Source organism: Streptomyces sp. NPDC001339 (genome assembly GCF_042895955.1).
Lineage (GTDB): Bacteria > Actinomycetota > Actinomycetes > Streptomycetales > Streptomycetaceae > Streptomyces.
Genome location: NZ_JBIAWT010000002.1, coordinates 32,262 through 52,497 on the forward strand (window position 1 = coordinate 32,262; position 20,236 = coordinate 52,497).

The following is a 20,236-nucleotide window of genomic DNA, read 5'->3' on the forward strand; positions in this document are numbered from 1 at the left end:
TGCTTTGCAAGGCTAGACAACAGCAGATCCTTCAATAGACTGGCTGGGCCGCGTACGGCGCGGTCAGTTCCGTCATGCATTGCGGGAGGGGATAATTCCTCCTGCACCCTCCCATTCAAGGACCGTGATCGACGTGAAGGTCGGCATCCCCCGCGAGGTCAAGAACAACGAGTTCCGCGTGGCCATCACGCCCGCCGGAGTCCACGAGCTCGTCCGCCACGGCCACCAGGTCTTCATCGAGAAGGACGCCGGTCTCGGCTCGTCCATCACGAACGAGGAGTACGTCTCCGCCGGTGCCACCATCCTGGACACCGCCGATGAGGTCTGGGGCACCGCTGACCTGCTGCTCAAGGTCAAGGAGCCGATCGCGGAGGAGTACCACCGCCTCCGCAAGGACCAGACGCTCTTCACCTACCTGCACCTGGCCGCCTCCCAGGAGTGCACCGACGCCCTGCTGCAGTCCGGCACCACCGCCATCGCCTACGAGACCGTCGAGACGGCCGGCCGCCAGCTGCCGCTGCTCGCCCCGATGTCCGAGGTCGCGGGCCGGATCGCCCCGCAGGTCGGCGCGTACCACCTGATGCGTCAGGCCGGCGGCCGTGGTGTGCTGCCCGGTGGCGTCCCCGGTGTGGCCGCGGGCAAGGCCGTCGTCATCGGCGGCGGCGTCTCCGGCTGGAACGCCGTGCAGATCGCCGTGGGCCTCGGCTTCCACGTCACCCTGCTCGACAAGGACATCAACAAGCTCCGCGAGGCCGACAAGATCTTCGGCACCAAGGTGCAGACGATCGTCTCCAACGCCTACGAGCTGGAGAAGGCCGTCGTCGAGGCCGACCTCGTCGTCGGTGCCGTCCTGATCCCCGGTGCCAAGGCCCCCAAGCTGGTCACCAACGAGCTCGTCGCCAAGATGAAGCCCGGAAGTGTCCTTGTCGACATCGCCATCGACCAGGGCGGCTGCTTCGAGGACTCCCGTCCCACCACGCACGCCGAGCCGACCTTCGAGGTCCACAACTCGGTCTTCTACTGCGTCGCCAACATGCCCGGCGCGGTGCCGAACACCTCCACCTACGCGCTCACCAACGCCACGCTGCCCTACATCGTGGAGCTGGCGAACCGCGGCTGGGTCGAGGCGCTGCGCCGTGACCCGGCGCTGGCCAAGGGGCTGAACACGCACGACGGCAAGGTGGTCTACCCGTCCGTCGCCGAGGCCCACGGCCTCGAGTGCGTCGAGCTGCGCACCCTCCTCGGCTGAGACGGGGCGTCAACAAGCGGCGTCAATGCCGCACCTCCGGCCGGGCCTTGGCGACAGGGCCCGGCCGGTCGCATATCCGGCCCCCGGCGCGTACCGTTCCGGAACGTCGTCTCTCAACTCGCCGTGAACGTAACCCTTTAACCGATTCGCGCACTCCCGGAACTCCGAAGGGATCCCGCCTGCGCTCTTGACATCGAAGGGTCCGGTTACCGACACATCGTGCCGGGTCCGGTGGATTGTGTTGCTGCGGACGCCCGACACGCCATAGAGTCGCCAACCGTCGGCATGGTGCCACGCTGACCTATCGATAAAGTTTCCTGGTCACGTCCAAGGAGGTAAGACGACTTGTGAATGAGTCGACATTTACTCCCGGAGGTCGTCACCCAGGAGCGGTCGCACGGGGCCAGGGTCCCTCGGGGCTCGAGGCTGTCGGCTCCGTAGCGGTCCACACCTTCGCAGCGCACCACAGCATTTCCACGACAGCCCACCAGAGTATGGACGGCCATCACGTGAACGCCATGGCCGGCGACCGGGGCAGTGGAGAACCCGCCCGTCTCGCCGACTACGACGACCTGCCCCAGGGGCACTTCTACGATCCGGACGCGGAGTACGAGCCGGACCCCGAATACGCCGCGACGCTCGCGCCGGACGCCGCGCGCCAGCGCCGCGAACGCGTCGGCCCGACCGGACGCCCGCTCCCTTACTTCCCCATCCCGGGACCGCTGTCGGAGCACGGCCCGGCCAAGATCATCGCGATGTGCAACCAGAAGGGCGGGGTGGGCAAGACCACCTCGACCATCAACCTGGGCGCCGCACTCGCCGAATACGGACGACGGGTGCTGCTCGTCGACTTCGACCCGCAGGGCGCCCTGTCGGTCGGACTCGGCGTCAACCCCATGGAGCTCGACCTGACGGTCTACAACCTGCTCATGGAGCGGGGCATGTCGGCCGACGAGGTGCTCCTGAAGACCGCGGTCCCCAACATGGACCTGCTGCCCAGCAATATCGACTTGTCGGCGGCAGAGGTGCAGCTGGTCAGCGAGGTCGCCCGTGAGTCGACGCTGCAGCGCGCCCTGAAGCCGCTGCTGGCCGACTACGACTACATCGTCATCGACTGCCAGCCGTCCCTCGGCCTGCTCACCGTCAACGCCCTGACGGCCGCTCACAAGGTCATCGTGCCGCTGGAGTGCGAGTTCTTCGCGCTGCGCGGTGTGGCGCTGCTCACCGAGACGATCGAGAAGGTTCAGGAGCGGCTCAACCCCGAGCTGGAGCTGGACGGCATCCTGGCGACGATGTACGACTCCCGTACCGTGCACAGCCGCGAGGTGCTGGCGCGCGTCGTGGAGGCCTTCGACGACCACGTCTACCACACCGTCATCGGCCGTACGGTCCGCTTCCCGGAGACCACCGTCGCGGGCGAGCCGATCACCACGTACGCCTCCAACTCCGTCGGTGCCGCCGCCTATCGCCAGCTCGCCAGGGAGGTGCTCGCCCGGTGTCACGCCGAGTGAGTCTGCCGGGAGCCGACGAACTCTTCCGCACCACCGGGGGAGTGGGGCTGCAGCCCTCCAGCCCCCGTCGCGCCGCGAACGGTTCGGCGGCCGCGGTCAACGGCGAGGCCCCGCGGGTGCCCGCGCCGGGCGGCGAGCCCGAGCAGGCCACGGAGGCACCGGAGACGACCGCCCCTGCCCGGCAGCGGCGGCAGAGCGGCGATACGGACACCCCGGCGACGGCCGCTGACGGCGGACCGGCCACCCCGCCCCGGGTGCCCTCGGTCACGCCCGCGGCCGAACACGGCGGGCGCGAGCAGGACGGGGACGGCGGCAAGGCCCACCGCGCCCAGCCGGGCCAGGTCACGGCGGACGCCGCCGCGGCCGCCGCACAGGCGGGCGGCCAGGGCCGCCGCCGGGGCACCCGCGGCGCCAACCGCCGCCCCAGCGGCCGGGAACGGCACGACGAGAAGATCACCGTCTATGTCTCCGCCGAGGAGCTCATGGACCTCGAGCACGCGCGCCTGGTGCTGCGCGGTGAACACGGCCTCGCGGTCGACCGGGGCCGGATCGTCCGCGAGGCGGTCGCCGTCGTCCTCGCCGACCTGGAATCCCGCGGCGACGCCAGCATCCTCGTACGGCGCTTGCGCGGGCGTTAGACACGGCGCCTGCACGGTGCCGGGACGCCTGCACGGTGCCGGGTTGCCGGGCGCGGTGCCGGGTTGCCGGGTGCGGCTGCCCGCGTGGGCGGAATACCGTCCGCCCCTGGTTCGTTGTGGCCCCGCAGGGGGCCCTCGCGTCCCTTAGGGGATCTGTTCGACCGTCCCTTACGGGGAGTCCCCCGTCCCCCTGAGGGAGACCTCCGACCTTCCTGAGGGAAACCCCCGACCTTCCTGAGGGAAGACCTCTGAGGGCCCGCCGCGCGGCCTGGAGCGTGTCCCGGGTGCGTACGGGATAGCCTGCCTCTCCGGCGGGCTTCCCGCCCGTGACCAGCCCGTCGCCCCTCCCGGCACGGGACCGCAGCACCCTGGACCGCGATGCCGACGACCAACGACGATGCCCCCGTGCCCCGCGCCCGCAGACGACTCGGGCGCGGGCCCGGTGCGGGGGCGGCGGATCCGGAGGCGCCGGCGGTGGATTCGGAGGCACTGGCGGTGGCGCCGGTGGCGCCGGTGGGGCCGGAGCTTGCGGAGGCCGGTGAGGGGCCGGATTCCGGTGCGTCCCCAGTGGTGGCTGGTTCCGTGGAGCCGACCGAGAGGGACGGCGGGGGCGGCAAGGGCAGTGAGGGCGGCGAGGACGGCGCGGGCGCTGACGGCGGCGACGGAACGTTCACGCTGCGGCTCGACAACTTCGAGGGCCCCTTCGACCTCTTGCTGCAGCTGATCTCCAAGCACAAGCTGGACATCACCGAAGTCGCGCTCTCCAAGGTGACCGACGAATTCATGGCGCACATCCGTGCCATGGGTCCGGACTGGGACCTGGACCAGACGACGGAGTTCCTCGTCGTCGCGGCGACCCTGCTCGACCTGAAGGCGGCCCGGCTGCTGCCCGCCGCCGAGGTGGAGGACGAGGCCGACCTCGCGCTCCTGGAGGCCCGCGACCTGCTGTTCGCGCGGCTGCTCCAGTACCGCGCGTACAAGCAGATCGCGGACATCTTCCAGGGGCGGCTCGCGGACGAGGCCCGGCGGTACCCCCGTACGGTCGGGTTGGAGCCGCACCACGCCGAGCTGCTGCCCGAGGTCGTGATCAGCATCGGCGCGGAGGGTTTCGCCAAGCTCGCGGTGAAGGCGATGCAGCCCAAGGCCGCACCGCAGGTCTACGTCGACCACATCCACGCCCCGTTGGTGAGCGTGCGGGAGCAGGCCGAGGTGGTGATGGCGCGGCTGCGCGAGGCGGGCGTGAGCAGCTTCCAGGAACTGACCGCGGACGCTCCGGACACCCTCACCGTCGTGGCGCGCTTCCTGGCCCTCCTGGAGCTCTACCGGGAGCGGGTGGTGGCGCTGGACCAGGAGGAGGCCCTCGGCGCGCTCACGGTCCGCTGGACGGGCGCGGAGGGCGCTGCGCCGAGGGTGACGGACGAGTTCGACCAGGACCACCCGTCCGGCGAGGAACCGCTCGACCAGGAACCGTCCGACCATGAACCGCTCGACGAGGAACCGTCCGATCACGAACCGTCCGGCCAAGAACCGGGCGAGCACACCGCCGCAGGGGGAGAGCGGGAACAGCCCCGGCGAGCGGAACGCGCACGAGCGGAAGCGGAAGAGGAGCAGGGATGAGCGGCGCGGCCGGTGGCGGCGGGACGGACGACGGGGCCACGGAGGCCGGCGGAGCCGCGGAGGCTCACCGGGCCACGGAAACCCGCCGGGCCGCCGAGGAGGCGTACGACGTCACGGAGGCCGCCGGCGCGGACGGTGCCGGCCCCCGGGAGCGGCCCGAGGTGCCGGCCGGCGCGCTGGGCGTCGCCGAGCTGGACCTCAAGCCCGCGCTGGAGGCCGTCCTCATGGTCGTCGACGAGCCGGCGACCGAGGAGCACCTGGCCAGGGTGCTGCTGCGGCCCCGGCGAGCGGTCGCGCTGGCACTGCGCGAGCTCTCCGACGACTACACCCGCCAGGGCCGCGGTTTCGATCTCCGCCTGGTGGCCGGCGGCTGGCGCTTCTACTCCCGTGCCGAGTACGCGGACGCGGTGGAGGCGTTCGTCCTGGACGGCCAGCAGGCCCGGCTCACGCAGGCCGCATTGGAGACTCTGGCCGTGGTCGCGTACCGTCAGCCGGTCAGCCGTTCCCGGGTCTCGGCCGTTCGCGGTGTGAACTGTGACGGTGTGATGCGCACGCTCCTCCAGCGCGGCCTGGTGGAGGAGGCGGGGACGGAACCTGAAACAGGTGCGATCCTGTACAGGACGACGAATTACTTTCTGGAGCGGATGGGCCTGCGCGGCCTGGACGAGCTCCCCGAGCTCGCACCGTTCCTCCCGGAGGCGGAAGCCGTCGAGAGCGACTCCGCGGAAGGTATCCCGTCGTTCGACGTAGACGACAGCGGCGACTCTCAGACGGATCATTGATGCGAAGCAGCGGCAGGAACAGCAGGGACAGCGGGCGCGGCAATTACCGCGGTGCGGGCAACAAGAGGGACGACAAGCAGCAGCGCGCCGGCCGCCCGCGTCCCGAGGAGCGCCGCTACGACGTGGGCGGACAGGGCGGACAGGGCGATGGCCGCGGCGGCCCGGCGGGCTCCCGTGACGAGCGCCGGGGCGGCGGCAAGGCCGGCGGGCAGACCGGCGGCGGCCGGGGCGCGGCGGCCCGCGGCGGTGCCAAGGGCGGTCCCCGTAGGGGCGCCGCCGACACGACGGGCCGTCCCGGCGGCAAGGGCGGCGGCCCCCGGGGCGGCGCCGGCCGGCCCGGCCGGGGCCAGGCGCCCGCACGGCCCCGCGAGTACGACGCGCAGATCGAGGAGCGCAACCGCGCCCGGCACAACAAGCCGCGGGTCACGACGCCCAAGACGTTCGGTGAGCAGGAGGGCGAGCGGCTGCAGAAGGTGCTGGCCAGGGCCGGTATGGGCTCGCGGCGGGCCTGTGAGGAGCTGATCGACCAGGCGCGGGTCGAGGTCAACGGCCGGATCGTCACCGAGCAGGGCGTCCGGGTCGACCCGGAGAAGGACGAGATCAAGGTCGACGGCCTGACGGTCGCCACCCAGTCGTACCTCTTCTTCGCCCTCAACAAGCCGGCCGGTGTGGTCTCCACGATGGAGGACCCGGACGGCCGCCAGTGCCTGGGCGACTACGTCACCAACCGCGAGACGCGGCTGTTCCACGTGGGCCGGCTGGACACCGAGACCGAGGGCATCATCCTGCTCACCAACCACGGCGAGCTGGCGCACCGCCTGACGCACCCCCGCTACGGCGTCAAGAAGACCTACCTCGCGGCGATCCAGGGTCCGCTCCCGCGCGACCTCGGCAAGCGGCTGAAGGACGGTATCCAGCTCGAGGACGGCTACGCCCGCGCCGACCACTTCCGGGTCGTCGAGAACACCGGCAAGAACTACCTCGTCGAGGTGAGCCTCCACGAGGGCCGTAAGCACATCGTGCGCCGGATGCTCGCCGAGGCCGGCTTCCCGGTCGACAAGCTGGTGCGTACGGCCTTCGGTCCGATCACGCTGGGCGACCAGAAGTCGGGCTGGCTGCGCCGGATGACCAACACGGAGGTCGGGATGCTGATGCGCGAGGTGGAGCTGTAGGGGGACCCTGTAGGGGCGTTCCCGCAGGGGTTACCACTCCCGTACCCGCCCACCACTGGCGCGGCGCCCGTCGGAATCCGGCTTGTGGTGCCGCGCCCCCACATCCGGCTTGCGGTGCCGCGCCCCCACATCCGGCTTGCGGTGCCGCGCCCCCACCCCTTAACGTCACCATGACGATTAAGGGGTGGTTTTCATGGGGTTCGAGTGCGAGTCGGCAAGGCCCGCCGGGGCGGCGGCGTCCGCCGCCACCGGCGCGCTCATCGGCCTGGCGCTCGGCGATGCGCTGGGCTTTCCGACGGAGTTCGACGACGTACCGGCGATCCTCGCCACGTACGGCCCGTGGCGGCGGATGGCGCTCCCCGACCCCGCCCTCGTCACCGACGACACCCAGATGACCCTGGCGCTGGGGCGTGGGCTGCGTACGGCGCTGGAGCACGGCGAGCTGCGCCCGCGGAGCCTCGTCCGTCCGGTGCGCGAGGAGTACGTCGCCTGGTGGCGCTCGCCCGACAACGACCGGGCACCGGGCGCCACCTGCCTGCGCGCCTGCGAACTGCTCAGCGACCCGGAGCGGCCCTGGGCCGAGGCCGGCCGGATCGGGTCGAAGGGGTGCGGCGCCAATATGCGGGTCGCGCCCGTCGGGCTCGTACCGGGGCTGAGTCCGAGGCAACGCTCCGGCGCCGCCCAGCTCCAGTCCGCGCTGACCCATGGGCACCCCACCGCGCTCGCCGCCGGCGACCTGACCGCGTACGCGGTCCGCGCACTCGCCGACGGCGCGCCGCCCGCCGGGCTGCCCGGCCTGCTCCGCACGTACGCCCTCGATCAGCGCACCGTCTATCGGGAGGACTGGCTGGGCGACCTGTGGCGGCGCGCCCAGGACCCCTCCGCGACGGCGTTCATCGTCCGGGGCTGGGACGAGTGCCTCGGCGCCCTGGACCGGCTCGACGCGGCGCTCGCCGCGCCGGACCCGGAGGCAGACCCGTGCCTGGCCACGGGCGCAGGCTGGATCGCGGAGGAGGCGCTGGCCACCGGCCTGCTGTGCTTCCTGCTCTTCCCCGGCGAGCCGCTCACCGCGCTGCGCCGGGCCGCCTGCAGCTCCGGCGACTCCGACTCGATCGCCTGCCTGACCGGCGCCTTCGCGGGCGCCTGGGGCGGAGCCGGCGCCTGGCCCGAGGAATGGGCCGCCCGTATCGAGTACCGCGCGGAACTGCTGGCACTGGGGGAAGCCTGGGACGTCCGGGATACCCGGGATGTCCGGGACGCCGAGGAACACGGTGGTCCGGCGGATGCCTGAGACATGGCTCCGGATGCCTCAGGACATGGCTCCGGATGCCTGAGGACAGGGCTCCGGCGCCCGGTCGCCCGCGCCGGAGCCCTGTCCTCAGGCGCCCGGGCGCGGCTTCAGTGGCCGAGGGCTGAGGATTGCCGGGCCCGGAACAGGAAGTCCGCGATCCGGGCCCGGTCCGGCTCGGCCGGCAGCGGCGACCGGGACACCGCTTCCTCGGCCTCCTCGGCCAGCCGCGCGATGCGCTGCTCGACCGCCTCCCAGGGCACCTCCCCACGCCTGACCGCCAGCAGCCGCTCCCGCTCGGGTCCGACGTCCAGCGTGAGCACGCCGGTACGGAGCAGATCGCGTGAGCCGGCCAGCAGGCGCAGCAGATGCATGGCGGGCTTCCAGCGGGGTGTGCCGCGCTGCCGCAGATCGGCCTGGAGCCGCCGGAGCTGACCGGTGGCGTAGCCCGCGAAGGTGCGGTGGACCTCCCGGGACAGGAAGGCGTCGCGCAGCGCGAGCAGTTCCTGGCCGGTGGCGTCGACGCGCTCCACAAGGGGGGAGTGCAGACACTCCAGGGCGGTGGGGTTGGCCCGCAGCGCCAGCTCGCAGAAGCGTTCCAGCTCCCAGGAGAACTCTTCCTCGCGGGGGCCCTCCACATGCGTCGGCGGCTTCTCGAAGCCCCAGAAGAGCCGGGTCGGGGCCTGGTACACCCCGCGCCGGTCGGTGTCGCTGCTCTCCGTCGCCAGTCCGAAGGCGCGCGAGCCCATCACACACGCGTAGACGGTGTGCTCGGCGACCAGGGAGTGACCCGTGGCGGTGGGGGTGGGCGCGGACGCACGTCGGGAGGCGTACGCGGCGGAGGAGTGCGGGGAGGGGGAGGAGGTCGTGGCGGCTTCCGGCATGACGGCGATTGTGGCTGGTCAGGAGGGTGGACGCCACCGATTTGGAGGACGGACGCCACCGGGTTGGCGGGTGGCACGGAGCCGGGAAACCTCGCGGCGCACGGGCCCGGCGAACGGGGCACCTCACCGCGCACGGCCCGTGGTCACCCGCCGCGTACGGAATGTCAGTGCCGCTGGTTACGCTGATCAGTGCGTGCACAGGAGCGTGACTGCGCAGGAGCGTGACGCGGCACACGACATAAGGGGAGCAGTGACGTGGCGGCACGAAAGGACATCGCGCAGTGAGGACCGCACTCGTCATAGGAACGGGCCTGATCGGCACCTCGGTCGCCCTCGCGCTCCACGGGCGCGGTGTGCAGGTGTTCCTGGAGGACCACGACCAGGCCCAGGCCCTGACGGCCGCCGCGCTCGGCGCGGGCGTCGCCGAGGCACCGCCGGGGCCGGTCGACCTGGCCGTCGTGGCCGTACCGCCGGCCCATGTCGCGACCACGCTGGCCGGGGTCGTCCGGCGCGGCGCGGCGCGGGCGTACATCGACGTCGCCAGCGTCAAGGGCGGCCCGCGCCGGGAACTGGAGGCGATGGGCTGCGATCTGACCGGCTACCTCGGTACGCACCCGATGGCCGGCAAGGAGCGCTCCGGCCCGCTGGCCGCCACCGCCGACCTCTTCGAGGGCCGCCCGTGGGTGCTGACCCCGGCCCCCGGCGGCGACACCGAGGTGCTCAACCTCGCCCTGGAGCTGGTGGCGCTGTGCCGGGCCGTCCCGGTGGTGATGGACGCGGACGCCCATGACCGCGCCGTCGCCCTGGTCTCGCACACCCCGCAGCTGCTCTCCAGCCTCGTCGCCGCCCGCCTCGAGGGAGCCGACGAGACCGCGGTACGCCTCTGCGGCCAGGGCATCCGCGATGTGACGCGGATCGCGGCCTCCGATCCCGGGATGTGGATCGAGATCCTCTCCGCCAACCCCGGCCCGGTCGCCGATGTGCTGTCCGAGATCGCCGCCGATCTGGACGAGACGGTACGGTCCCTGCGCGCCCTGGACTCCGCCGACGAGGACAAGCGCGGCACCGGTGCCGGCGGTATCGAGGACGTGCTGCGGCGGGGCAACGCCGGCCGCGAGCGGGTCCCCGGCAAACACGGCGCCGCCCCGGCCGCGTACGAGATCGTCGCGGTCCACATCGGCGACCAGCCCGGCGAGCTGGCCCGGATCTTCGCCGACGCCGGCCGGGCCGGGGTCAACATCGAGGACGTCCGCATCGAGCACGCCACCGGCCAGCAGGCGGGCTTCATCCAGCTCATGGTCGAGCCGCAGGCGGTGCCCGGGCTCACCGCGGAGCTGCGGGAGCGGGGGTGGTCGATCCGGCGATGACTCCGTGGACGGCGCCGTGCGGGTGAGCCAGTAACCTTGTGCGGGGCTCTTACGGCCCCGGACCGCCCGCTGGACCCCCGCCCCGTGTGCAAGACGTGGACAAGAAAGGTGTTCGTCACCGTGGAAACCGCCGCTCGGACCGCCCCGGCTGCAGTGATTGTCGCCATCGACGGCCCCGCAGGCACGGGCAAGTCCAGCACGTCCAAGGCCGTCGCCGCCAAGCTGGGCCTCGGCTACCTCGACACCGGCGCCCAGTACCGCGCGATCACGTGGTGGATGCTGAGCAACGGCATCGACGTCCAGGACGCCGTGGCCGTGGCCGACGCCGCCACCAAGCCCGTGATCGTCTCCGGCACCGATCCGGCCGCCCCCACCATCACGGTCGACGGGCTGGACGCCGCGGGCCCGATCCGTACCCAGGAGGTCACCGCCGCGGTCAGCGCCGTCAGCGCGGTCCCCGAGGTGCGGGCCCTGATCACCGAGCTGCAGCGCACCATCGCCATGACCGCCCACGGCGGCATCGTCGTCGAGGGCCGGGACATCGGCAGCACGGTCCTGCCGGACGCCGACCTGAAGATCTTCCTCACCGCCTCCCCCGAGGCGCGGGCGGCCCGTCGCAGCGGCGAGCTCAAGGGCAAGGAGGCCACGGACCTGGCCGCCACCCGCGAGGCGCTGATCAAGCGGGACACCGCTGATGCGTCCCGGAAGACCTCCCCGCTGGCCAAGGCGGACGACGCCGTCGAGGTCGACACCACCGAGCTGACGCTGGAGCAGGTCATCGAGTGCGTGGTCACCCTCATCGAGGGCGTCAGCGCCGAAAAGGCGGGACTCGCCCGGTGACCGAACCTGGCAGGACACCGACACCGCACGCCACGGGCAGCGGCACGGACCGCCGTTCCGGCCTCCGCAGCGCCATGGGCGCCTGGGCCGGCCGCCGTTCCGGTGCTCCCAGCGCTTCGGGCGCCGGGGTCGGCCGGCGGATCGGCATCGGCCTGATGTACGGGCTGTGGCGGCCACGGGTGCTGGGCGCCTGGCGGGTGCCGTCCGCCGGGCCGGTGATCCTCGCCGTCAACCACTCGCACGGTATCGACGGCCCGATGCTGATGGGCACCGCGCCCCGGCCGGTGCACTTCCTGATCAAGAAGGAAGCCTTCGTCGGCCCGCTGGACCCGTTCCTGCGGGGCATCGGGCAGCTGAAGGTGGACCGCGACTCCCCCGACCGCAAGGCGATCACCGACGCGCTCGGCGTGCTGGAGCGCGGCGGGGTGCTGGGGATCTTCCCGGAAGGCACCCGCGGCGAGGGCGACTTCGCCTCGCTGCGGGCCGGCCTGGCGTACTTCGCGGTGCGCTCCGGCGCTCCCGTCGTACCGGTGGCGGTCCTCGGCGGCAAGGACCGGCACAGCAGACTGACCCACGCGCTGCCCCCGCTGCGCGCCCGCGTCGACGTCGTCTTCGGCGACGCCTTCCCCGCGGGCGACGGCAGCGGGCGGCGCACCCGTAGGGCGCTCGACGAGGCGACCGTACGGATCCAGGAGCGGCTGACCGCCCACCTGGCCGAGGCCAGGCGCCTGACCGGGCGCTGAACCACACTTGAGTAGTGGGCCGCGACGAGCGGGCCCACCGATGACCACGCGGCGGTGAGCCGCACAGTGAATGCGTGAGGAACGGACTTCATGAACGACCAGATCCCCACCGGCGACGAGCACGGTGCGCTTGGCGACGCCGAGTACGCGGAGTTCATGGAGCTCGCCGCGCAGGAGGGCTTCGACCTCGAAGAGGTCGAGGGTGACATCGCCGCAGCCGGCCACGGCCCGCTGCCCGTCCTCGCCGTCATCGGCCGCCCCAACGTCGGTAAGTCGACATTGGTGAACCGCATCATCGGCCGCCGTGAGGCGGTCGTCGAGGACCGGCCCGGCGTCACCCGCGACCGGGTCACCTACGAGGCCGACTGGAACGGCCGCCGCTTCAAGGTCGTCGACACCGGCGGCTGGGAGCAGGACGTGCTCGGCATCGACGCGTCCGTGGCGATGCAGGCCGAGTTCGCCATCGAAGCCGCGGACGCGGTCGTCTTCGTCGTCGACTCCAAGGTCGGTGCGACCGACACCGACGAGGCCGTCGTCAAGCTGCTGCGCCGGTCCGGCAAGCCGGTCGTGCTGGCCGCCAACAAGGTCGACGGCGCGTCCGGCGAGGCCGACGCCGCCATGCTGTGGTCGCTGGGTCTCGGCGAGCCGTACCCGGTCTCCGCGCTGCACGGCCGGGGCACCGGCGACATGCTCGACGCCGCGCTGGAGGCGCTGCCCGAGGCGCCCGCGCAGACCTTCGGCGCGGCCGTCGGCGGCCCCCGCCGGATCGCGCTGATCGGCCGTCCCAACGTCGGCAAGTCCTCGCTGCTGAACAAGGTCGCCGGCGAGGAGCGGGTGGTGGTCAACGAGCTGGCCGGCACCACCCGTGACCCGGTCGACGAGATGATCGAACTGGGCGGCAAGACCTGGAAGTTCGTGGACACCGCCGGTATCCGCCGCCGGGTGCACCTCCAGGAGGGCGCCGACTACTACGCCTCGCTGCGCACCGCGGCGGCCGTGGAGAAGGCCGAGGTCGCGGTCGTCCTGATCGACGCCTCCGAATCCATCAGCGTCCAGGACCAGCGGATCATCACGATGGCCGTGGAGGCCGGGCGCGCCCTGGTCATCGCGTACAACAAGTGGGACACCCTCGACGAGGAGCGCCGCTTCTACCTGGAGCGGGAGATCGAGCGGGACCTCGTGCAGGTCCCGTGGGCGATGCGGGTGAACGTCTCCGCGCGCACCGGCCGCCACATGGAGAAGCTCGTCCCGGCGATCGAGACCGCGCTGGCCGGCTGGGAGACCCGTATCCCGACGGGGCGTCTGAACGCCTTCCTCGGCGAGATCGTCGCCTCCCACCCGCACCCGATCCGCGGCGGCAAGCAGCCCCGCATCCTCTTCGGCACCCAGGCCGGCACCAAGCCCCCGCGCTTCGTCCTCTTCGCCTCCGGCTTCCTCGAGGCCGGCTACCGCCGCTTCGTCGAGCGCCGGCTGCGCGAGGAGTTCGGCTTCGAGGGAACGCCGATCCACATCTCGGTGCGGGTACGCGAGAAGCGCGGCAGCAAGAAGAAGTAGGGCGACAAGAAGAAGCAGCGGGCGCGGCCGCGGCCCGGAGGCCGCCGCGTGCCCCGCGGCCGGCCGGGGCGGGAACGCCCCCGGCCGGCCGCGGGGCCGGGCTCAGTGACGGGGACGGGTGTCCCGAGGGCCCGGGGGCAGGGCCGGGAGGTGGCCGGCCCTGGGGTGGTACGGCTGGCGGCCGACGACCTCCCAGTGGCCCGTGGACGCCGTCGTACGGCCCCAGCTCCCGCGCAGCACCTCCGGGAGCTCCGGCTCGTCCGTGCGGTCCCCGGGCAGGGCGCGGAAGGCGCGGCGGTACTCGGCGTACAGCGCGTCATAGATCGGCGTCGCCGAACCGCGGTCGCCGGAGGGCGCCGGCCGGTGTTCGTGCGAGGAGCGCATGCCGGGGATCGGATGGGGGTACGGGGCGCGGGCGGAGGGGTCGTATGCGTGCACGTATGTGCCAACGACCCTGATGGCCCAGGGATGCGGTCTCACTGCGGAAATGGCTGATCGCGGGGGCGGGACCGGCCGGATCGGCGGTCCCGCCCCCGCGATCGGGTGCGGACGGACGGTCAGGTGCCGGCCAGCGGCATCGCCGCGGCGACCAGGATCCGGTTCCTGGCGGCCTTCTCCAGCGCCTGCCGCATCAGGTCCTCGCGCGGCTGCTGGCCGATGGTGCCCGCGGGCGCCGCGTACATCAGCACGGTCCGGGTCTTGGTGGCGGCCTGGCGCCAGCCGTCGGAGACGGGCAGCGGCTGGTGGGCCTGCCACCAGGCGGCCTGGCTGCCGGCGTTGCCCGGCTGCAGCACGGCGTGCAGTTTGCCCATGGCCAGCAGCGCGGACCAGCCGTGGATCGTGACGGGCAGCTGGTTCACGTCCTCCACCTGCTGGAAGCCCTGCTCCATGAGGAGGGTGAGGAACTCGTCCTGCTGGCCGGTCGAGCCGGGGCGGACGATCGGGCCGTCCGGCTCGACGACGAGGGCGGGGCGCAGATCTTCCCCCACCAGCACCAGACCGCAGGTGATGCCGAGCGTGGCCTGGCGTCCGCTCGCGGGGGCCGGAGCGGCGGGAGCGGCCGGCGCGGGCTCCGGGGCCGGGGGGGCCGGGGCGGGCTCCTCTCCGGTGATGGAGCGCACGGCTCCCTGGAGCTGCTCCTCCGATACCGGGACGACCTGCGAGGGGATGCACGTGGCGTGGGCGAACGCGAGCACCGCGGTCTCCTCGCCCACGAACAGGACGGTGCTGGTGCGCTCCTGCTCACTGTCCCCGGGGGTCCGGCAGGAGGTGCAGTCGTAGTTGCCGGGGGCGCCGTCACCGTCCAGCAGCCGGTCGGCTTCTTCGTCGCCGATCTCGGCGCGAACGTCGGCGCTGACGTCGAGCATGCGCGGCACGGGGGCTCCTCGATCTCTGTGCGTCTGCCGGGCGGTCTCCCGGCTTGTACAAGGACAACGGGTGATCTGCGGCAGGGGTCACGCGGCGACGGGAACAGAATCGAACCAATCCCCGCACAGTGGGAAACCATGGAAAGGCGTCCGAAAAGCGATCACATACCGCCAACTTCTGCGCAAAACCCGGCGCAGTCGGGCGCTTTCCGTACACCGGACCGGGTGGGGCCGGGCCGGGGCGGGCGCGGCGCCCTGGCCAGCGGCGGACGGCTGCCTACCGTCACCGGCTATGTCGGACAACTCTTCGGCGCCGCGGCGCTTCGTGGGATCCGTCGGGCGGTTCACCGCGGTCGTCGCCGCCCTGGTGCTGTGGCTCCCCGGGGGTGCCGCGGTCGGTGAGCCGTACGGGGGCGGGGGCGGCGGTGACGGAGGCGGGGGCGGGGGGAAGACCCGGCACGGGTGTGCCGAGGACGAGTGGCCCTGGACCTGTCTCGCCGACTGCGAGAGCGGCGGCGACTGGCGCAGCAACACCGGCAACAGGTTCTACGGCGGCCTGCAGTTCTGGCAGCCCACCTGGGAGGACTTCGGCGGCCTCGCCTTCGCGCCGCGGGCCGACCTCGCCTCCCGCGACGAGCAGATCGAGGTCGCGAAGCGGGTCCAGGCGGCGCAGGGCTGGCGCGCCTGGCCGGTGTGCGCCAAGCGGTACGGACTGATCGGCGACGGCGACGGCGGGGGTGGCGGTGGAGAGGACAGCGCGGAGGAGAGCGGCGGGAAGGGCAGCCGGACGTACGTCGTGCGACCGGGGGACTCCCTCGGCTCCATCGCCGCCGCGCACCGTGTGCCGGGCGGCTGGCGTGCGCTGTACAAGGCCAACCGGAAGATCATCGGACGCGACTCCAGACGGCTGCAGGTCGGGACCCGGCTGAGACTTCCGCGGGGCACGGACCAAGACGGCCCGCAGGCGGTACCGGACGTTCCGCAGGCGGTACCGGTCCAGCCCGGGAGCGGTGAGTCCTGGCCGGCGGCGGACGACATGAGGCAGGGCGGCGCCACCGGGCTGGACGGCGCGGCCGGGCTCGACGGCATGGGCGCCATCGGCGGGGCGGGCGGCGACGGCGCGTCGTCGGACCCGGCCGGCGACGTGATCGTTCCCCGTGCCGAGATGTTCGAGCCCGCCATGGAGGATGCGCTGTCGTGGCAGGACGGGTCACGCGGGCGCCGGAGCCCGCACGCCCGGCGGAGGACGCCGTAGGGAGCGTGGGGACGCGCTCCGCGGCCGACGCCCCGCGGGCGGCACTCTGGGGGGCTCTGTGGGGGGACTCCGCAGTGCGCACCTCTGGTGCGGACGCCAAAAGAAGCGAAGAGGTTCCCTGGCGCCGCTATCGATGACCTAACTTTTGCGGCACATCTTGGTCAAAGCGCCCAACCGGGAACGTCCTTCCCCGGTCTTTCCGTTCAGCGAGTTGGACGCTTTGTGCTGTCAGGAGGGGAGCGCGAAGCGGTCAGCGGGGGGGCGCAGGGACAATCCGGAAGACCAGGGACGCAGGGACGGATGTACAGCTCATTCCTGATTCACCGTGCGTACGGCACCGGGCCCGCCCCGGTCTTCCACGCCGGCGGCAGCGGCACGCGCGCCGCACGGAGAGGGGTGCGGACGGCATGACCGCATCGAGCCGGCCGACCGCGACCGGGGGAGAGGCGGCCGCGGACGCCGTGACCGGGCAGGCCGACCTGCGGGCCGACTGCATCGCGGACTCGGCGGGCGGCCTCACCTTCGACCTGACGGCTCCTCAGGACGCCGCCGGTTCCTGGAGCGCGGCGCTGGTGCTGCGGCGGCGCGGCGGTGACGGCGCGGACGACGAGATGCGGCTGCCGCTCGGCCCGAACGGCGCCGGCCGGCTGCGCGCCGTGCTGCCCAGCACCGTCGCCCTCGCCGAGGGCCGCTGGAACGCCTACGCGGACCTCGGCGACGGCCAGGACCCCCGCCCCTTGCAGCTCGGCGTCAACGACCTCGGCTCGCTGGTGGACCGCCGCCCCCTGGCGGGCATCGGCCGGCTCGGCGTACGCATCCCGTACGCCACCGCCTTCGGCGACCTCGCGCTGCGCAGCTGGCTGCGCGGTCCGCACGCGGAGGCCGGCGACATCCTCGTGGCGCCCGACGGGATGACGGTCTCCGGCCGGCTCTACGGCGCGGTTCCGGCCGCCGGGGCCCGGGCCGAGGCTCGCGCGCGCCGCGTCCCCGGGGCGCCGGACGCCGAGTTGGCCACGGTCACCGCCCCGCTCGCCGTCGACGGCGCGGACTTCACCTTCACGCTGTCCTACGAGGAACTGGCCGGCCACTGGGAAGCGGGCGGCAGTCGCTGGGACCTGTGGCTGCGCCCCGCCGAGGGCGCCCACCCGGTCCGGCTGGCCCGGCTGCTGGACGATGTCGCGGACAAGAAGCAGGCCGTCAGCTACCCGGCGCTTCCGGTGCGGGCCGCCACCGGGCGGTTCCGCATCGGCCCCTATTACACGCTCGACAACGACCTGGCCATACGGGTCACCGGACCGGACGGAAGCTGACCCGGGGACGGGAGATACGGAAGCTGACCCGGGGACGGGAGATCAGGGACCGGCCGCCCCGGGCGCCGGTGCCGGCGACGGGTGGCCGGCCATCTCCGGGTGGTGCAGGTCGAATGCCGGGGACTCGGAGCGGATCCTCGGGAGCGAGGTGAAGTTGTGCCGGGGCGGCGGCGAGGAGGTCGCCCACTCCAGGGAACGGCCGAAGCCCCAGGGGTCGTCCCGGTCGACCAGGGCGCCGTACCGCGTGGTCTTCCAGACGTTGTAGAGGAACGGCAGGGTGGACAGGCCCAGCAGGAAGGCGCCGATGGTGGAGACGGTGTTGAGGGCGGTGAAGCCGTCGGCGGCCAGGTAGTCGGCGTAGCGGCGCGGCATACCGCCCACGCCCAGCCAGTGATGGACGAGGAAGGTGACCTGGAAGCCGGTGAACATCGTCCAGAAGTGGATCTTCCCCAGCCGTTCGTCGAGCATCCGGCCGGTGAACTTCGGCCACCAGAAGTAGAAGCCGGCGTAGGTGGCGAAGGCGACCGTCCCGAAGACGACGTAGTGGAAGTGGCCGACGACGAAGTACGAGTCGGTGACCTGGAAGTCCATCGGCGGTGAGGCCAGGATGACGCCGGTCAGCCCGCCGAACAGGAAGGTCACCAGGAAGCCGGCCGCCCACAGCATCGGCGTCTCGAAGGACAGCGAGCCGTTCCACATGGTGCCGATCCAGTTGAAGAACTTCACCCCGGTCGGCGCCGCGATCAGGAACGACATCAGGGAGAAGAACGGCAGCAGCACCGCGCCGGTCACGAACATGTGGTGGGCCCAGACCATGACCGACAGCGCCGTGATGGCCATCGTCGCGCCGATCAGCATGGGGTAGCCGAAGACCGGCTTGCGGGAGAAGACCGGGATGATCTCCGTGATGATGCCGAAGAACGGCAGCGCGATGATGTAGACCTCGGGGTGGCCGAAGAACCAGAACAGGTGCTGCCACAGCAGCGCACCGCCCCACTTCGCCTCGAACACCACCGCACCGAACCGCCGGTCCGCCTCCAGCACCAGCAGCGTGGCCGCCAGGACCGGGAAGGCCATCAGGACCAGGACCGAGGTGAAGAGGGTGTTCCAGGTGAACACCGGCATCCGGAACATCGTCATGCCGGGCGCCCGCATCACGGCGATCGTGGCGATGAAGTTGACCGAGGCGAGGATGGTGCCGAAGCCGGACAGCGCCAGGCCCATGATCCACATGTCGATGCCGTGGCCGGGTGAGCGGATCTGGGAGTTCAGCGGCGCGTAGGCCGTCCACCCGAACGCCGCTCCGCCGGTATGGGTGAGGAAGCTGCCCACCACGATCAGCCCGCCGAAGAGGTAGAGCCAGTACGAGAGCATGTTCAGCCGGGGGAAGGCCACATCGGGCGCACCGATCTGCAGCGGCACGATCTCGTTGGCGAAGCCGGAGAAGGCGGGGGTGGCGAACAGCAGCAGCATGACCGTGCCGTGCATGGTGAACGCCTGGTTGTACTGCTCGGCGTTGATCAGCTGCAGCCCCGGACGGGCCAGTTCGGCGCGCATCACCAGCGCCAGCACCCCGCCCACCAGGAAGAAGCCGAACGAGGTGATCAGGTAGAGGTGCCCGATCTTCTTGTGGTCGGTGGTGGTCAGCCAGTCGACGACCACCGCCCCGCGGCGGTGCGCCGCCGGGCGCGGGCCGCTCGCCCGGCCGGTGTCCGTAACCATCCGCTGCGCCTTGTCCGTCGAAGGAGTGCCGAAGGGGTGTCGAAGGGGTGCCCCAGGGGTACCGGAAGGGGTACTCGGCGGCATGATCCCCGGGCGTGGAGCCCGGCGCGAGGGGGCGCTCCGGTCCGTTCCGGTGGGATCCGGAAGCCGACGGGCCGGGCGGGGCGCGCGCGGGGAGGAGGCACGGGGGAGGCCGTGCCGGGAAGTTCCGAGGGCGGCCGCGCCGCGCGGAAGTGCGTTCCGGTGGCCGGGAATGTGCGGGAAATGTGTGGGGAATGCGTCCCGTTGGCTTATTTTCGGACGTCCGATAAAAGACGCCGGGCGGCGGGAATGCGGCGGCGCCCCGAAGGTCGTATTCCGGTGGCTTCGCCGCCTTCCCGGAAGCGCCCGCACTCCGTTACGTAATTGATCACGGCGGAATTCCGGCGGCTTTGTTTTCCACCCGGTCGAGGTGCGACACGGCGCGTACGGGTGACAGAACTCCGGGCAAACGCAGGAGCGTTCGCTGTAACACAAGTGTGACCATCACCGGACCGGAAAGTCATCGACGTGTGGGACGGCCGGCCCTTCCGCGAGCCGATCAGGGCGCCTACGGTGGCTGCCATGGCTGATGTACCGACCCTCCCGGAGAACCCTCAGGACGACCCCGAGGCGTATGTCGGCCTCGGCCGGCAGGACGCCGAGGAGCGGGCCCGGTCGCGGGGCTGGACCACCGTCCGCTCGCTCGCGCCGGGCACGGTCATCACGATGGAGTTCCTCGCCGGGCGGCTCAACTTCGAGGTCAAGGACGGCACGGTGCACCGCTGCTGGCCCGGCTAGCGCGGGTCGCGTCCGCGGGGCACGTACCGCCGCAGGACGACGAAGGCCCCGGACGCCCTCCGGTTCAGGAGGAGCGGCCGGGGCCTTCGCCGCGGGGCAGGGTGTGCGTACCGGCCCC

Annotated in this window: 18 protein-coding genes; 14 read left to right on the forward strand and 4 right to left on the reverse strand. The window is 72.3% G+C overall.

The genetic code is table 11. The features are described 5' to 3' along the window. The first annotated feature begins 133 nt into the window (after window positions 1–133). The 7 genes from ald to ACFY12_RS05380 all read left to right on the forward strand — a co-directional run bounded on the left by ald (window position 134) and on the right by ACFY12_RS05380 (window position 8,260). The gene (gene ald / locus ACFY12_RS05350; protein ID WP_390715054.1) at window positions 134–1,249 is read left to right on the forward strand and encodes an alanine dehydrogenase; all 1,116 of its coding nucleotides are present in this window, start codon (window positions 134–136) and stop codon (window positions 1,247–1,249) included. Between the two features lie 494 nt (window positions 1,250–1,743). Further along, window positions 1,744–2,760 (forward strand): ParA family protein, encoded by a 1,017-nt coding sequence (locus tag ACFY12_RS05355; protein WP_384439633.1) that lies wholly within the window; start codon window positions 1,744–1,746, stop codon window positions 2,758–2,760. Continuing rightward, window positions 2,757–3,398, forward strand: coding sequence for a hypothetical protein (locus ACFY12_RS05360; RefSeq protein ID WP_390714408.1), 642 nt, complete (start codon window positions 2,757–2,759; stop codon window positions 3,396–3,398). The genes ACFY12_RS05355 and ACFY12_RS05360 overlap by 4 nt, the downstream gene beginning before the upstream one ends. A 378-nt stretch (window positions 3,399–3,776) precedes the next feature. Then, complete coding sequence (locus tag ACFY12_RS05365) at window positions 3,777–5,015, forward strand: segregation and condensation protein A (RefSeq protein ID WP_390714409.1); 1,239 nt, start codon at window positions 3,777–3,779, stop codon at window positions 5,013–5,015. Continuing rightward, entirely contained in the window at window positions 5,012–5,797 is a 786-nt protein-coding gene (gene scpB / locus ACFY12_RS05370; RefSeq protein WP_390714410.1) for an SMC-Scp complex subunit ScpB, read from the forward strand. Before ACFY12_RS05365 ends, scpB begins: the two co-directional genes overlap by 4 nt. Further along, window positions 5,797–6,969 carry a pseudouridine synthase gene (locus ACFY12_RS05375; protein ID WP_390714411.1) on the forward strand — a complete coding sequence of 391 codons (1,173 nt, stop codon included), beginning with the start codon at window positions 5,797–5,799 and terminating at the stop codon, window positions 6,967–6,969. The genes scpB and ACFY12_RS05375 overlap by 1 nt, the downstream gene beginning before the upstream one ends. A 193-nt stretch (window positions 6,970–7,162) precedes the next feature. Beyond that, on the forward strand, window positions 7,163–8,260 hold the full coding sequence (locus ACFY12_RS05380; RefSeq protein WP_390714412.1) for an ADP-ribosylglycohydrolase family protein: 1,098 nt from the start codon (window positions 7,163–7,165) through the stop codon (window positions 8,258–8,260). Window positions 8,261–8,367: 107 nt separating this feature from the next. On the opposite strand, the gene ACFY12_RS05385 is transcribed toward ACFY12_RS05380, so the two are convergent. Then, window positions 8,368–9,141 carry a DNA polymerase beta superfamily protein gene (locus ACFY12_RS05385; protein ID WP_390714413.1) on the reverse strand — a complete coding sequence of 258 codons (774 nt, stop codon included), beginning with the start codon at window positions 9,139–9,141 and terminating at the stop codon, window positions 8,368–8,370. A 281-nt stretch (window positions 9,142–9,422) separates the two neighbouring features. Between ACFY12_RS05385 and ACFY12_RS05390 the strand changes: the two genes are divergently transcribed. The 4 genes from ACFY12_RS05390 (at window position 9,423) to der (ending at window position 13,645) form a co-directional block, all read left to right on the forward strand. After that, entirely contained in the window at window positions 9,423–10,508 is a 1,086-nt protein-coding gene (locus tag ACFY12_RS05390; RefSeq protein ID WP_390714414.1) for a prephenate dehydrogenase, read from the forward strand. Between the two features lie 108 nt (window positions 10,509–10,616). Further along, window positions 10,617–11,348 carry a (d)CMP kinase gene (cmk, locus tag ACFY12_RS05395; RefSeq protein WP_390714415.1) on the forward strand — a complete coding sequence of 244 codons (732 nt, stop codon included), beginning with the start codon at window positions 10,617–10,619 and terminating at the stop codon, window positions 11,346–11,348. Window positions 11,349–11,422: 74 nt separating this feature from the next. Then, entirely contained in the window at window positions 11,423–12,091 is a 669-nt protein-coding gene (locus tag ACFY12_RS05400; protein ID WP_390715055.1) for a lysophospholipid acyltransferase family protein, read from the forward strand. A 90-nt stretch (window positions 12,092–12,181) separates the two neighbouring features. Next, window positions 12,182–13,645 (forward strand): ribosome biogenesis GTPase Der, encoded by a 1,464-nt coding sequence (gene der / locus ACFY12_RS05405; protein ID WP_390714416.1) that lies wholly within the window; start codon window positions 12,182–12,184, stop codon window positions 13,643–13,645. A 102-nt stretch (window positions 13,646–13,747) separates the two neighbouring features. Here der and ACFY12_RS05410 read toward each other — a convergent pair whose 3' ends face one another. Both ACFY12_RS05410 and ACFY12_RS05415 read right to left on the reverse strand, forming a co-directional pair. Further along, entirely contained in the window at window positions 13,748–14,029 is a 282-nt protein-coding gene (locus ACFY12_RS05410) for a hypothetical protein (RefSeq protein WP_390714417.1), read from the reverse strand. Window positions 14,030–14,202: 173 nt separating this feature from the next. After that, window positions 14,203–15,021, reverse strand: coding sequence for a hypothetical protein (locus tag ACFY12_RS05415; RefSeq protein WP_390714418.1), 819 nt, complete (start codon window positions 15,019–15,021; stop codon window positions 14,203–14,205). 283 nt (window positions 15,022–15,304) lie between these two features. Between ACFY12_RS05415 and ACFY12_RS05420 the strand changes: the two genes are divergently transcribed. Together ACFY12_RS05420 and ACFY12_RS05425 are read left to right on the forward strand one after the other, a co-directional pair. Next, window positions 15,305–16,267 (forward strand): transglycosylase family protein, encoded by a 963-nt coding sequence (locus tag ACFY12_RS05420; protein WP_390714419.1) that lies wholly within the window; start codon window positions 15,305–15,307, stop codon window positions 16,265–16,267. A gap of 407 nt (window positions 16,268–16,674) precedes the next feature. Beyond that, complete coding sequence (locus ACFY12_RS05425) at window positions 16,675–17,577, forward strand: hypothetical protein (protein ID WP_390714420.1); 903 nt, start codon at window positions 16,675–16,677, stop codon at window positions 17,575–17,577. Window positions 17,578–17,619: 42 nt separating this feature from the next. On the opposite strand, the gene ctaD is transcribed toward ACFY12_RS05425, so the two are convergent. After that, window positions 17,620–19,299 carry a cytochrome c oxidase subunit I gene (ctaD, locus tag ACFY12_RS05430; protein WP_390714421.1) on the reverse strand — a complete coding sequence of 560 codons (1,680 nt, stop codon included), beginning with the start codon at window positions 19,297–19,299 and terminating at the stop codon, window positions 17,620–17,622. A gap of 603 nt (window positions 19,300–19,902) precedes the next feature. Here ctaD and ACFY12_RS05435 point away from each other — a divergent pair. Further along, complete coding sequence (locus ACFY12_RS05435) at window positions 19,903–20,118, forward strand: I78 family peptidase inhibitor (RefSeq protein WP_390714422.1); 216 nt, start codon at window positions 19,903–19,905, stop codon at window positions 20,116–20,118. Window positions 20,119–20,236: the final 118 nt, after the last annotated feature.